The sequence below is a fragment of the Bacillus sp. AM 13(2015) genome (assembly GCF_001518755.1).
Lineage (GTDB): Bacteria > Bacillota > Bacilli > Bacillales > Bacillaceae > Bacillus > Bacillus safensis.
Genome location: NZ_LKCP01000022.1, coordinates 75,750 through 89,411 on the forward strand (window position 1 = coordinate 75,750; position 13,662 = coordinate 89,411).

12 protein-coding genes and 1 pseudogene are annotated in these 13,662 nt (G+C 42.1%); 4 read left to right on the forward strand and 9 right to left on the reverse strand.

Annotated features, from left to right (window positions below; genetic code table 11):
* Positions 1-44: 44 nt before the first annotated feature.
* The 4 genes and pseudogenes from accA to dnaE all read right to left on the reverse strand — a co-directional run bounded on the left by accA (position 45) and on the right by dnaE (position 6,895).
* Complete coding sequence (gene accA, locus AOQ70_RS02680; protein WP_039180569.1) at positions 45-1,022, reverse strand: acetyl-CoA carboxylase carboxyl transferase subunit alpha; 978 nt, start codon at positions 1,020-1,022, stop codon at positions 45-47.
* Positions 1,007-1,882, reverse strand: coding sequence for an acetyl-CoA carboxylase, carboxyltransferase subunit beta (gene accD / locus AOQ70_RS02685; RefSeq protein WP_034279640.1), 876 nt, complete (start codon positions 1,880-1,882; stop codon positions 1,007-1,009). Before accD ends, accA begins: the two co-directional genes overlap by 16 nt.
* A 304-nt stretch (positions 1,883-2,186) precedes the next feature.
* Positions 2,187-3,418 (reverse strand): annotated as a pseudogene (locus AOQ70_RS02690) (NAD(P)-dependent malic enzyme).
* Positions 3,419-3,559: 141 nt separating this feature from the next.
* Positions 3,560-6,895, reverse strand: a complete 3,336-nt coding sequence (gene dnaE / locus AOQ70_RS02695; RefSeq protein WP_059374775.1) for a DNA polymerase III subunit alpha — start codon at positions 6,893-6,895, stop codon at positions 3,560-3,562.
* A 137-nt stretch (positions 6,896-7,032) separates the two neighbouring features.
* Here dnaE and AOQ70_RS02700 point away from each other — a divergent pair, with 137 nt between their 5' ends.
* The 3 genes from AOQ70_RS02700 (at position 7,033) to AOQ70_RS02710 (ending at position 8,168) form a co-directional block, all read left to right on the forward strand.
* Positions 7,033-7,374, forward strand: a complete 342-nt coding sequence (locus tag AOQ70_RS02700) for a YtrH family sporulation protein (protein ID WP_024424798.1) — start codon at positions 7,033-7,035, stop codon at positions 7,372-7,374.
* On the forward strand, positions 7,371-7,874 hold the full coding sequence (ytrI, locus tag AOQ70_RS02705) for a sporulation membrane protein YtrI (protein ID WP_003216226.1): 504 nt from the start codon (positions 7,371-7,373) through the stop codon (positions 7,872-7,874). Before AOQ70_RS02700 ends, ytrI begins: the two co-directional genes overlap by 4 nt.
* Before the next feature lie 108 nt (positions 7,875-7,982).
* The gene (locus AOQ70_RS02710; protein WP_003216400.1) at positions 7,983-8,168 is read left to right on the forward strand and encodes a hypothetical protein; all 186 of its coding nucleotides are present in this window, start codon (positions 7,983-7,985) and stop codon (positions 8,166-8,168) included.
* Between the two features lie 51 nt (positions 8,169-8,219).
* On the opposite strand, the gene AOQ70_RS02715 is transcribed toward AOQ70_RS02710, so the two are convergent.
* Positions 8,220-9,161 carry a DHH family phosphoesterase gene (locus tag AOQ70_RS02715; RefSeq protein WP_059374777.1) on the reverse strand — a complete coding sequence of 314 codons (942 nt, stop codon included), beginning with the start codon at positions 9,159-9,161 and terminating at the stop codon, positions 8,220-8,222.
* A gap of 147 nt (positions 9,162-9,308) precedes the next feature.
* Here AOQ70_RS02715 and AOQ70_RS02720 point away from each other — a divergent pair, with 147 nt between their 5' ends.
* Positions 9,309-9,611, forward strand: a complete 303-nt coding sequence (locus AOQ70_RS02720) for a YtpI family protein (protein ID WP_003216665.1) — start codon at positions 9,309-9,311, stop codon at positions 9,609-9,611.
* A 37-nt stretch (positions 9,612-9,648) separates the two neighbouring features.
* Here AOQ70_RS02720 and AOQ70_RS02725 read toward each other — a convergent pair whose 3' ends face one another.
* From AOQ70_RS02725 to AOQ70_RS02740, 4 genes are all read right to left on the reverse strand, one after another.
* A complete protein-coding gene (locus AOQ70_RS02725) occupies positions 9,649-10,971 on the reverse strand; it encodes a CBS domain-containing protein (RefSeq protein ID WP_059374779.1) in 1,323 nt (440 codons plus the stop codon).
* Between the two features lie 147 nt (positions 10,972-11,118).
* The gene (locus AOQ70_RS02730; protein ID WP_039180583.1) at positions 11,119-11,802 is read right to left on the reverse strand and encodes a metal-dependent hydrolase; all 684 of its coding nucleotides are present in this window, start codon (positions 11,800-11,802) and stop codon (positions 11,119-11,121) included.
* Positions 11,803-11,867: 65 nt separating this feature from the next.
* Positions 11,868-12,623, reverse strand: a complete 756-nt coding sequence (locus tag AOQ70_RS02735) for an SDR family oxidoreductase (RefSeq protein ID WP_039180586.1) — start codon at positions 12,621-12,623, stop codon at positions 11,868-11,870.
* A gap of 338 nt (positions 12,624-12,961) precedes the next feature.
* Positions 12,962-13,624 (reverse strand): phosphotransferase, encoded by a 663-nt coding sequence (locus tag AOQ70_RS02740; protein WP_231730815.1) that lies wholly within the window; start codon positions 13,622-13,624, stop codon positions 12,962-12,964.
* Positions 13,625-13,662: the final 38 nt, after the last annotated feature.

Consider the following 13,662-nt stretch of genomic DNA (forward strand, 5'->3'; position numbering starts at 1 on the left):
AAGATGAAAAAAATAAACGCCAGCCAAAAAGGCTGTACGTTTATTTAGTTTACCCCAATATATTGATTTTCAATCGATACTTTCCCGATTGCTTTGTATTTTTCATATCTTTGTTCGACTAGTTCTTCAGGTGTTAGTTTGAGCAAAGATGTAAGTGATTGTTTTAATACATTTTCCATGTAGGCTGCTTGTTGTTTCACGTCTCGATGTGCTCCACCTTGCACTTCTTTAATAACATCATCTATAATATCTAATTCTTTTAGGTCTGGAGCGGTAATTTTCATTGATTCTGCAGCTTTTTTCGCAAGTGATGAGTCCTTCCAGAGCAGTGCTGCTGCACCTTCAGGTGAAATCACTGAATACGTTGAGTTTTCTAGCATGAATAGGTGGTTTCCTACGCCTAAGCCTAGTGCGCCGCCGCTTCCGCCTTCTCCAATGACAATACAGACAACTGGTACACGAAGTCCTGCCATTTCGAATAGGTTTTTCGCAATTGCTTCACTTTGTCCGCGCTCTTCAGCTGCTTTACCAGGATAAGCTCCTTTTGTATCAATAAAGCAAATGATCGGGCGATTAAATTTATCTGCTTGTTTCATCAAACGCAGCGCTTTACGGTAGCCTTCTGGATGAGGCATTCCGAAATTACGGCGCAAGTTTTCTTTTGTATCTTTACCGCGCTGATGGCCAATAACAGTGACAGGAAGCCCTTTAAACGTGGCAATTCCTCCAACGATCGCTTCATCATCACCATAAAAACGGTCACCGTGACATTCGAAAAAGTTGTCAAACAGCTCTTGAATGTAATCGAGAGTTGTTGGGCGCATCGCATGCCTAGCAATCTGCACTCTGTCCCACGGCTTTAAATTTGTATAAATGTCTGCTTCAAGCTTGCTCAGACGCGTTTCAAGGCGCTCAATTTCTGCACTTAAATCCATTTCTGAGTTTTGTGTGAACTTTTTCAGTTCATCAATTTTCGCTCGAAGTTCAATGACAGGTTTTTCAAATTCTAGTTCTCCAGCCACTCTCGTTCACCTCCTGTGCTGTGTAGCGCTAAGATTCGGCCTAGTGTTTCTTTCATTTCTGCACGATGGATGACAGCATCAAGCTGTCCATGCTTCATTAAAAATTCAGCCGTTTGGAAGTCCTCTGGCAGGTCTTCACGAATCGTTTGTTCAATGATTCTGCGGCCTGCAAAACCAATTAAAGCACCAGGTTCTGCAAAGTTGTAATCACCGAGAGACGCAAAACTAGCTGATACACCGCCAGTTGTTGGGTTCGTCATCACAGAGATAATCAACCCTTGATCTTCGCTGAACAGTTTTAATGCTGAACTTGTTTTTGCCATCTGCATCAGACTGAGAATTCCCTCTTGCATTCTCGCTCCACCAGATGCAGTAAAGATAATAAACGGCACCTTGTCCGCTTTTGCTTTCTCGATCGCCAGTGTGATCTTTTCACCAACAACCGATCCCATGCTGCCCATACGGAACGTGGCATCCATGACAGCAATCACAGCACTTTGGCCTTCAATCTCACCTTTACCTGTGACAATGGCTTCATTCAAAGATGTTTTTTCTCTGTCTTTCTCAAGCTTTTCTTCGTAGCCTGGGAAACCGAGCGGGTTTGCTGAAATGAGGTGCCCGTTAAATTCTTCAAATGTGCCTTCATCTACAAGGCTTTCGATACGTTGTTTTGCATTCATTTGCAAATGTCTGCCGCAATTCATGCAAACACGTAAATTTTTATCTAGTTCTTTGGTGAGCATTATTTTTTTACATTGCGGACATTTGGTCATGATGCCTTCAGGCACATCTTGGCTTGCCTGTTCAGAGGGTACAGATGCATATTTTTTCTTTTTACTGAAAATATTCTTGATTGACAAATGACTACCTCCCTTTTTGAAGGGTTTTTTCTTTACACGCACATCCACTATTATAGGACATGTCATAACTGTACCGAAACTATTGTACTTTTTTTGTCAAACGCTGTCATCCTTCATTCAATTTTTTCAGTGGGGAATTGATGAGAAATGAGTAGGTGTTTGGGGCGCTGAGCAGTTGATATGTTTGAATTGTGAACGTCTACAAAAAAATCTCATTCCGGATGAAAAATTTTTCGCGTAAGAGAGGAAATGTTGCACGTTTTTCCTCCAATTTCAGAAAAAACGTGCACACTTTTCCAGTTAATTATTCGCCGATAATCGTTAATTTTCTTGTTTTTTCAGCGACCGCTTCTGGGTCGACTTTGATTCTTGCAACGCCAGTTCCATTGCTGCTTTTGCCACAGCTTTTGCTACCGCTGGTGCCACGCGTGCATCAAATGGTGCAGGAATGACATATTCAGCTGACAATTCCTCATCTGAAACAAGAGACGCTATCGCTTCAACAGCTGCGATTTTCATTTCTTCGTTAATGTGAGTTGCACGTACATCTAATGCTCCGCGGAAAATTCCTGGGAATGCCAATACGTTGTTCACTTGGTTCGGGAAGTCAGAACGACCAGTTCCTACAACACTTGCACCTGCTGCATGTGCATCTTCTGGCATGATCTCTGGATTTGGATTAGCCATAGCAAAGATGACAGGATCTTTTGCCATTTTTCCAACCATATCTTTTGTTAAAGCGCCTGCTACAGAAACCCCGATAAAGACGTCTGCGCCTTCAATGACTTCTTCTAATGAACCTTCTTTGCGGTCTTGGTTCGTGAATTTAGCTACTTCGTTTTTCACTGCATTCATACCATTCGGGCGGCCTTCGTAAATGGCACCTTTCGTATCACACATAATGATATCACGTACACCGAAATGATAAAGAAGTTTGATAATCGCAATTCCTGCTGCCCCGGCGCCGTTTGCCACTACTTTGATTGAAGACATAGATTTTCCAGAAAGCTTCAGTGCATTCACTAGTCCTGCTACTGTCACAATGGCTGTTCCGTGTTGATCATCGTGGAAAACTGGAATGTTTGTCTCTTTTTTCAAGCGCTCTTCAATGATAAAGCAGTTAGGAGCTGCAATATCTTCAAGGTTCACACCGCCAAAAGTCGGCTCAAGAAGCTTCACTGTTTCAACGATTTTGTCTACATCGTTCGTCGCAAGCGCGATTGGGAAGGCATCTACGCCTGCAAAGCTTTTGAATAATACGGCTTTCCCTTCCATTACTGGAAGAGATGCTTCTGCACCAATATTTCCAAGCCCTAAAACAGCGCTTCCGTCTGTGACAACAGCGACCATATTGCCTTTCATTGTATAATCATACACTTTGCTTGTGTCGTCATAAATATCTTTACATGGTTCTGCAACACCAGGTGAATAAGCCAAGCTCAAGTCTTTTGCATTTTTCACTTGTACTTTTGATTTTGATTCGAGTTTGCCTTGATTCTCTTTGTGCATATGTAATGCTTCTTCTCTTAATGACATGTGATGAACACTCCTTCAAGTGGAAAATGATTTAATGATTTGCTAAATTGATAAGCACATACTGGCAGTTTTAAATACACAGAATCTTTAAAATGATAACACAATAGGTGAATTTGTAAAACATATTCAGGCGATTTGTCATCATTTAATCACAACGTTTTGTTCACCGAGCAGCTCTTTTAACTGGAAAATCACAGCATGATCTGCATGAACTTTGTATGCATCTGGAAGTCTCATCGTCTTTTTTTGCTTCTCATAATACAAATAGACATCTGCTTCTCCGCTGTGCATCGAGAGGACTCGTTTTACTTGCTCTAGCAGCTCCTGCGTATGATTCTCTTCTTTCACCCGAATGTAGACAGACTCTTTTCTTTTTACGTCCATCTCTTCAAGCAAAGCAGCTTCTTGCACGATGATTTGACTGCTGTCATTTCTGACTTCTACTCTGCCTTCCACATAAAGCATGGTGCCCTCCTCAAGTAAGGGGGACAGCTTTCTAAATTGCTCTGGAAAGACGACGCCTTCCATTTCTCCCGTTTCATCCCCAAATGTAACAAATGCCATCGATTGTCCATTTTTTGTCCGAATCGATTTCACTTTTGTCAAAAGACCACCCATTGAAATCTTCCGCTTAATATAGGAAGAAAGTCTGATGATTTCCACTGCACCATTCTCTCTTAAGCGGTCTCGGTATGCTTGTACTGGGTGATTTGATAAATATAACCCGAGTGCCTCTTTTTCAAATTGCAGGAGATCAACAAGCGGCATTTCTTCTATCTCCGCATATTTTGGCTTAATGGAGAAGGTTGTATCCCCAAGAAAGTCCAGCTGATCCTCTGGATTTAAAAATGACACGTGGTCTAACGCAATATCTATCGATGCTAATAACGAAGCACGATTGGGATAAAACTCATCCATCGCTCCTGAAAAAATGAGCGCTTCAATCGTTTTTCGGTTGACACTCTTTGGTGATACTCTTGCGCAAAAATCAAATAAATCTTCAAACGGCTTTTCCTGTCTTGCCCTGTATATATCCTTTACAGCTGACACTCCGACATTTTTAATCGCTCTTAAGCTGTAGCGGATCTCCCCTTTTTCAACCGTAAATGGAAACTCACTCTTATTAATAGAAGGCTTCAACACAGATATCCCTTTTTCCTTCGCCTCATAGAAATATTGAGCAATTTTGTCTTCATTTCCAATTACACTCGTTAAAAGACCGCACATAAAATATAACGGATAATGCGCTTTTAAATAAGCAAGCTGAAAGCCAATCATGCTATATGCAACAGCATGGCTTCTATTAAAACCATAGTTTGCAAATTTGACGATTAAGTCATAAACGTCATTTGCAATGTTAACAGGATACTCCTTTTTTAGGCATCCTTCAACAAAATGGCTTCGCTCTTCATCAAGGACCTTTTTATCCTTCTTCGAAACAGCTCTTCTTAATAGATCAGCCTCGCCCAGCTGAAAACCAGCCATCTTCGCTGCAATCAGCATGATTTGCTCCTGATAGACGATGACCCCATATGTATCCTTTAATATGTCATACAAATCAGGATGAGGGTAGGAGACCTTGACTCTGCCATGCTTTCGGTCGATAAAAAGCGGGATATTTTCCATTGGACCTGGACGATAGAGGGCATTGACCGCTACGATATCTTCTAAACTAGACGGCTTCAGGCGTCTCAGCACCTGACGCATTCCCTGTGATTCAAGCTGGAATATTCCAGTTGTATCGCCCGCAGATAACAATTCAAACGTTTTCTGATCCTCATATGAAATGTCACTAAAGTTAATGTGGACGTTTTCCTGTCTTTCAATCTGGTTTTTAATGGATTCAATTAATGTTAAGTTTCTGAGCCCTAAGAAGTCCATCTTTAAAAGTCCGAGATCTTCTAAATAATTCATGGCATACTGCGTTAAATACACACCTTCATGGCCGTCTTGAATCGGAACGACCTCTGTCAGCGGCTCTTCGCTCAGCACAACGCCAGCTGCATGTGTCGAGGTGTGTCTCGGTAAGCCTTCTACCTTTAAAGCAGTTTGGAAGACCTTTCGAAGCTCTTCAGATTGCTGAAGCATCGTTTTTAATTCAGGAGATGCAGTCACCGCTTCTTTCAGCGTCGTTCCTGGCTTTGATGGAATCAGCTTGGCAAGACGGTCCGCTGCCTTTGAATCGATTCCCATCACACGTCCAACATCCCTTAAAGCAGCCTTTGCTGCAAGTGTTCCAAACGTGACAATTTGCGCCACATGCATGTCTCCGTATTTGTCTTTTACATAAGAAATGATTTCGTCTCTTCTCGTGTCGGGGAAATCAATATCAATATCTGGCATACTGATTCGCTCTGGATTTAAGAAGCGCTCAAATAAAAGACCGTGACGGATCGGGTCGACATCCGTAATAAACAGAACATATGCAACAAGTGAACCCGCTGCTGATCCCCGTCCAGGGCCTGTGACAATCCCTCTGTCATGCGCATACTTCATAAAATCCCACACAATGAGAAAATAATCACTGAAATTCATTTTTTGGATAATGCTCAGTTCATATTCAAGTCTTTTGACATACGTGTCATGTGAAGCAATCTTTCTTTGCATCATCCCTTCTGCGCACACTCTGCGTAAAAACTGATCTGCTGTTGATTGATCAGGAGTTGGATAGGATGGAAGTTTTGTCTGCCCAAGATTTAAATCGACCTCGCAGCGGTCTGCAATCTCCACCGTTCTTGTCAGCAGCTCTCGATCATCTCTATACCATTCCAACATTTCTTCAAAGGATCTGAAATGCTTTTCTCCTCGGTCTTCCTCTATCTCTGAAAGCTGCTCTCCTGCTTTAATAGCCTTTAAACACGTATAAGCCATTTTATCCTCTCGATTGATGTAGTGAACATCCCCCGTCGCAACAAGAGGTATGTCCACACTTTGTGAGACATCCCGCAGTTTGCTGGTGAGCGATTCGTCCTGCTGAAATGGCTGAAGTGCGATGTACACATGACCCTCGCCGAATATATGCTTTAATTGTTTTGCGGCTTCACGCGCTTCTTCTATCTGATCATGCTGCAAAAGCGTTTCAATATACCCAGATGCGCCTGGTGTGATCGCAATGAGCCCGCGATGATAGCTTTTGAGCCATTTTTCTTTCAGTCCGGCTTTTGATTTTGATTTCAGCACACTGCTGATTTTGATCAGGTTTTGATAGCCTTCGTTGTTTTTTGCAAGGAGTACCAAGGGATAAGCCTCTGTCTCTTGTTCATCTATGAAGACAGAAGCTGTTAAACCGATAACCGGCTTGATGCCATGTTTTTTACATTCCTTATAAAATTCAACCGTTCCATACATCACATGGTCATCGGTAAGAGCAAGCGCCTTGCAGCCAAGTTCTTTTGCTTTCAGTACAAGCTCCTTTACTTTAGCTGCACTGCTTAACAAGCTGTATCCACTGTGGACCTGAAGATGAACATAAGACATGCTAAATCCACTCCTTTCGTCTAAAGTCATTCTTTCATTATAAAACGCGATGCGATGAGAAACAAATGTTCTTTCTTTTCTGTCCGTTCATACTTGTCCAGCACACACCATATATTGAATAGAGTGAGGTGGACAAAATGGATGTGAAGGAAGCTTTTATTCCGAATTTTATCAGCTGTTATTTTATCGCCCTTGGGGTCATTTTGGGTGGTGCTATCATAGGCGGTGTTGGTGCGTATTTATCTGGTCAGCCGCCTTTATCCATTATTACTAGTCTTGCCAACCGTTTAAAGATTTGGGCGCTTGTCGCCGCTATCGGCGGAACATTTGATGCTGTTTATAGCTTTGAACGAGGCATTTTCGAAGGAAACACGCGTGATATTTTCAAGCAGATTTTATTAATTATCTCTGCCATGGGCGGCGCACAAACGGGGTATCTCATTATTACGTGGCTCACCCAGGAGCATGTGTCATCATGAGGGTGCCGGAGCTGTATAAACGCCCAGGCTGGCAGCGTTTTTTTGCAGGAATGATGTTTGGTGCGATTGTAAGCTGGCTCATTTTTCTCTTTACATACGGAACCTTTCAGGAAAAGCAAGTAACACTGCTGAGAAGCCAGCAGCATCATATGGACAGTTTGAAGGAACAAATCACACTCTATCGGGAAGATTTGCATAAGTTAAATGAGGATAATAAGAAGCGGCTGCTGATCCAAAGCGTAGATGTTCATCTCGTGAATCGTGAGCAATATAAAATCCCAGAGCCAGATACGCTGAAGTTTGAAGACCAGGTCAAGGAGGATATCTCAGAAGTCATTACAAAGGATATTGAAAGTGTCTATAAAACAAAGGAATTACTAAAACGGACAGTGGAAAATAAAGAATATACGATTCGGGAAAAGGCATACCGAGCGAAAGTGACAGAGCTGACAATTTATACGAAGCTTTCACTTGAAGTACGTATTTCATTTGCTGAATAAAGAGGTTGTGGAATTTTTATGAATTTCTGCCCTCAATGATCGCTTTTCACGCTTCATTTTTATACACTAAAAGTAGAACGAGATCTTAAATAGAAAGAGGTGAGGACAATGGAGGTTTACAGCTATCGTCAAATGGCACGAGACAAAGCAAGCCGGATCAAAGACGGCATGTGTGCTTATGCTGAGACAGAAATGATGGCTCATTTAATTAAAAAAGAATTAAAGCATCAAAATCTCCAAGCCTATGAAGATTCAACAGACATCGGCTGCTGGTTTATCCCTGTGTGCAAGTAACCCTTTTCTCCATGACAAAAAAGAGAGAAGGGACTTCATATCCCTCCTCTCTTATGATGATGATTTACATACTTCTTCTAAATCACGCAAAATCTCATCTGCTACGGCCCAATCATAAATGGACGCACCGGCTGCAAGCGGGTGGCCGCCGCCATGATATTTTTTCGCAATGGTGTTAATGACGACTCCTTTAGAGCGGAATCTGACACGAATCTGATCGTTTTCTTCCACAAAAAAGACCCATGCCTTAATGCCTGCAATATTTCCTAGTGTCCCAACAAGCTGTGAGGCCTGCTGCGCTGTTGTTTGGAACGATTCCAAAATTTCACGCTTAATGAACACAGATGCAACCCCGTTCTCTGACAAAGAAATATGTTGAAAAATATAACCATTTAATTTCACGACATTCAAATCTGTCTCATACAATTGATTGAAAAGATCTGAAGATGAAAACGGATATTCGATGAGTTCCCCTGCATATTTGAGTGTCTTTTTCGTTGTGTTTGGGAAAAGGAAGCGGCCAGTGTCTCCTACAATGCCGGCATAGATCAATTCAGCCGCCTTTGTATTCAGCTGATATCCTTCTTCTTTCCCCTCTAAGTACAATTCATAAATCATCTCGCTCACAGAGCTTGCCTCTGTATCCACCCAAAGCAAATCACCATAAGGATCTTCATTCGGGTGATGGTCGATTTTCATCAGCTTATCGCCCATTAAATAGCGCTGATCATCAATTCTTGCTTGATTGGCCGTATCACAGACAATGACAAGGGCCCCTTTATACACGTCGTCTGGTATCTCATCGAGTTCATATAAAAATGAAAGGGATGGCTCAGGGGTTCCTGTCGCATAAATATTTTTTTCTGGATAGGTGGCACGCAAGATTTCCGTAAGGCCGCACTGCGATCCATACGCATCAGGATCTGGTCTTACATGTCTATGAATGATGATGGTGTCATATAATGATATGGTTCTAATCAGTTCTTTTTTCATAAAAACTCCTTCTCATGCGATACTCTTTTTATTATTAAATCATAATCTATCGTGACGGAAAAGTGAGGAATAGACAATTTATTCTAGTAAGCAAGCCTATTTACGTTTAAAATAGGGTTGTAACCACTTACAATGGAGGCTTGGCACATGCTTGTTTTGATTGTGTTTATTATTTGTTCTGCCATGTTTTATTTATACTACAAAGCGAAAAATGTCCGTACGAACCGGCCAGTTGAGAAAAAATTCTGGTCGGCGAAATCCAGTATGGCCCTTGGCTGCTTTGTCCTGCTTTTCGGTGTGAATCAATTATTTTTAAACCGCTCGTCACTCGCATTTGTCATCGGATTTATTTTTGTTGCTGTCGGTATCGGCAGTACATGGGCTGGGTATAAAGCCTACAAGCATTACCTTCCGCTCTTTTTAAAAGAAGGCGAAAAAGATCACGCGTAATAAGGAAAGGGGCGACATGGGTTCGCCCTTTTTATCATTATCCCCTCTCCATCAGCTGCACCATCAGCATCGCTTTACCTACGATATTCGATTGGTGATAAACCTCGACTTCCAGCTTTCCAAACTTGCGCCCTACTTCTAAAATATTCGGCTTGATCTGGATTGTGGATTCCATTTGGACTGGTTTTAAGAAGTAGACAGAAAGACTCTCGACGATCAGCTCGCCCTTTTTATGAGATTTTAAGAAGCGGTTGGCTGATTCGATTAAAATTTGTGTGAACACCCCATATGAAATGTTTCCAAGCTGGTTCGTCATTTGCGGGGTGACCTCATATTGATAAACCGCATCTGCTTTTGGTTTTTCTGTATCAGCTTCTTTAAACCCTCTTGAGACAACATCATCCAGCTTTTCTCCAACCTGCGGCTGCTTTTGAATCATTTGGAGCGCCTTGAGCACATCCTGACGGCTGATCATCCCGATCAGCTTCGCATGATCATCCACAACTGGCAGCACCTCAATGCCTTCCCACACCATCATTTGGGCAGCTGAGGCGACAGATGTTTTGCCAATGACCGTCAGCGGATTTTTCGTCATCACCTTTTCAATCGGTGTGGAGCGGTCATGCCCCGCAATATCCTTTGAGGTGAGGATGCCGTGAATCTTCATTTGATCATCTGCGACCGGGAAACGGCCGTGGCCAGTTTCATAATTCTTTTCATACCATTTTTCTAGCTTATCCTCTGGTGATAAATACACAGTGCGTTCAATCGGCGTTAAAATATCTTCTACAAGCACAATCTCTTTTTTAATTAATTGGTCATAAATGGCTCTGTTAATGAGAGCCGCTACGGTAAATGTATCGTAGCTTGTTGATAAGATTGGCAGCTCTAGCTCATCTGCGAGCTGAATGATTTCATCATCTGTTGAGAATCCGCCGGTGACCAGCACAGCCGCCCCTGCCTCTAATGCCTGCTTATGGGCATTGATCCGGTTTCCGACGATGAGAAGGTTGCCAGCTGCCGTATAGCGCATCATCGCATCCAGCTCCATCGCTCCGATGACAAATTTATTTAACGTTTTATGTAAGCCTGCTCGTCCTCCAAGCACCTGTCCATCAATGACATTAACCACTTCTGCATATGTCAGTTTTTCAATATTTTCTTTTTTCTTCTGTTCAATTCGAATGGTGCCGACTCGTTCAATGGTACTGACGAATCCTTTATTTTCAGCATCTTTGATGGCCCGGTAAGCGGTGCCTTCACTCACTTTCATTTCTTTCGCTATGCGCCGGACAGAAATTTTCTCCCCGACATCTAAAGAATCAATATACGATAAAATTTGCTCATGCTTTGTCGCCAATCCCGTTCACCCTTTTTGTTTTCAGCGTTTTCATCTATGTTTCATTATAAGGGCAGGAGGCTTTTAATAGCAATTTGTCTTTTCTTTCAGCAGATGAAGGTAAACAAAAAAGCCGGCATTTGTGTGCCAGCTTTTTTCGTATGGGGATTAAATCTCGATTGATTCCCCGCTATTTAACACATGACCGACGCCGCCATGCAGGCTGTCTGCAAATGCATGCGGATCCTGTTCAATTGGCGGGAATGTGCTGTAGTGAATCGGAACGACCTGTTTTGCCCGCAGCCATTCTGCTGCAATTCTTGCATCCTCCGGCCCCATCGTGAAGTTATCACCAATTGGTAGGAATGCGAGCTCAATATGATTCAGCTCACCAATCAGCTTCATATCTGAAAAGAGTGCAGTGTCTCCAGCATGATAAATTGTTTTGCCCTCTGCGGTAAATAAAATACCTGATGGCATCCCTGTATACGTAATTGTCTGTGCCTCTTCATCAATGACAGCAGAACCATGGAACGCTTGCGTGAGCTTCACTTTACCAAATTCAAACTCACGGCTGCCTCCAATAGAAAGCGGGTGCGTTTTCACCCCTTGCCAGCTTAAATACGTGGCAAGTTCGAAAGGCGCGACAACAAGTGCATCATTGTTTTTAGCGATTTCAATGGTGTCACCGATGTGATCTCCATGTCCATGTGTCAGTAAAATGACATCTGCTTTCACATCTTGCGGATTGATATCTGTGTGCTTATTTCCATTTAAAAATGGGTCAATCCAAATATGATATCCGTTTGTTTCAATGTGTACGACTGAATGTCCATGATATGTAGCTTTCATGTAGTATATCCACCTTTCAATTTTGATCTCATATCATTTATTCCCTCTATAAAAAGCTAAAAAACTTAATGCCTGTGAATGACGTTAAGACCACCTGTTGCTTCAATGACGGTGCCTGTAATGAGGTCTGAACGGTCATCACATAGAAATGAGATGATACGTCCTATATCCTCTCCAGTACCAGACCTGCCTATTGGCGTTTCTTCGTCTTTGATTTGGCGGGCTTCCTCTATTGTCGATTCTTTCATGTCTCCAACGATTTTGCCTGGACAAACCATATTGGCGGTGATGCCGTTTTCGGCTTCTTCAATCGCAATGGTTTTCGTCAATGACGCAAGGCCCACTTTTGCCGCTCCAAAGGCTGATCTGTGCATCCAGCCTGGCGCATGGTCTGCACCTTGGAAGCCATAAGTGATAATGCGGCCAAAGCTTTGTTTTCTCATCATTGGGATGACCATGCGGAACAAATGGAATACTGCTGATAAGTTGCCTTCTATCATTTGATACCATTCATCTTCAGAGTAATCCGCCAGTTTTTTTCGTTCAAAAATATAAGGACCAGCATTGTTAATCAAGGCATCAATCCGCCCAAATCGCTCTATTGCCAGCTCTACCATGTTTTTTAGATCTTCTTTTTTTGTCACATCACCTTGGACAAATTGAAGCTTATCTTCGTACTGCTGTAATTCTTCTCTCATCTGCCGGACAGCTTCATCATCACTTCGATAATTCACTGTCACAGAATACCCCATATTCAGTAAAGACTCGGTGACTTTCCGGCCAAGTCCTTTAGAACCCGCTGTTATTAATGCGTGTCGCACACAATCTCCTCCTAAAGCAAAGGTTGCAAGTTCACGTGTTTCTTATCTTATCTTTTACTTTACTATAAACCGGCATCTGGCGCACTTATGAACCCTTTATCAATAGGAGTAAAACAGTATAGGGTGATTCATCCACTTTTTCAGATCCCATGAGCCATGGATATCGAGAAGCAGCGAAACAAAACGATAGCATTCTCTCACCTCTTGAAGCTCGCGAGGAAGCGGACAAATCTCTTCATACCCCAATTGGACATCGCGGGCAGCTTCTTTTGTCAAAAGGTATTCCAATGCAATAAAATCAAACGCAGCTGGTCCATATACGACATATTCTGTATCAACTAACTCGTTACTTGATCTTCTTTTTCAATATATTGAGACGGATCTAAATCAATTAAAATAAGACTGGCTGAATCAGGAGGCTTCAGCTTTCCAATCTTTTGCAACACAATTTCTGTATAACAATGAAATTCAGTCTGATCAGCATAATAACGCTCTATGAGTTTGGGTACAGCCTTTTTTAACACCGCATGAAATTCTCTCAAATGTTTCTTTTCAGCTCCGTATACTGCACCAAAAAAGTCAGTTCTATATGAATGAAGATGTGCTAGTTTCCTCCCATAATCCTTATAAAAGTTTGATGAACGTCCATAGAAAGATGTGAAAGGTGTTCCTTCTACTTTCTCCATTACATAAAAATGTCTCCCTGCCTTCTTCACTTTACGAACAACTTCTGGAATCTGAAACGAATTCGTATGAGACAGTTTTTGATTAATTTGATCGATATACTTTTGTGTAGTATGAGCATCTACTCCATAGATCATATTGATCCCAGTCACAAATTCACTTTCTTCTCCTGCAGTTTTAGGAGATTTGATCACATACTCCGTTTTATCTTGTAAGGAGATCAGCCACACATCATTGGCCCGTCCGTCATATTGTTCTCCTAACGTTTTCATTGATACGATCGGTTGATGAAACAAAGCCTCAAGCGTTTTCTTCATGATCTGCTGTCACTCCCTTTTCTGCTTGACGCTAGTAT

Excerpts from the sequence above, each read along its gene's own strand:
- dnaE (WP_059374775.1), bottom strand. The coding sequence starts at position 6,895 with ATGTCTTATGTTCATCTTCAGGTCCACAGTGGATACAGCTTGTTAAGC.
- AOQ70_RS02700 (WP_024424798.1), top strand. The coding sequence starts at position 7,033 with ATGGATGTGAAGGAAGCTTTTATTCCGAATTTTATCAGCTGTTATTTT.
- ytrI (WP_003216226.1), top strand. The coding sequence starts at position 7,371 with ATGAGGGTGCCGGAGCTGTATAAACGCCCAGGCTGGCAGCGTTTTTTT.
- AOQ70_RS02710 (WP_003216400.1), top strand. The coding sequence starts at position 7,983 with ATGGAGGTTTACAGCTATCGTCAAATGGCACGAGACAAAGCAAGCCGG.
- AOQ70_RS02715 (WP_059374777.1), bottom strand. The coding sequence starts at position 9,161 with ATGAAAAAAGAACTGATTAGAACCATATCATTATATGACACCATCATC.
- AOQ70_RS02720 (WP_003216665.1), top strand. The coding sequence starts at position 9,309 with ATGCTTGTTTTGATTGTGTTTATTATTTGTTCTGCCATGTTTTATTTA.
- AOQ70_RS02730 (WP_039180583.1), bottom strand. The coding sequence starts at position 11,802 with ATGAAAGCTACATATCATGGACATTCAGTCGTACACATTGAAACAAAC.
- AOQ70_RS02740 (WP_231730815.1), bottom strand. The coding sequence starts at position 13,624 with ATGAAGAAAACGCTTGAGGCTTTGTTTCATCAACCGATCGTATCAATG.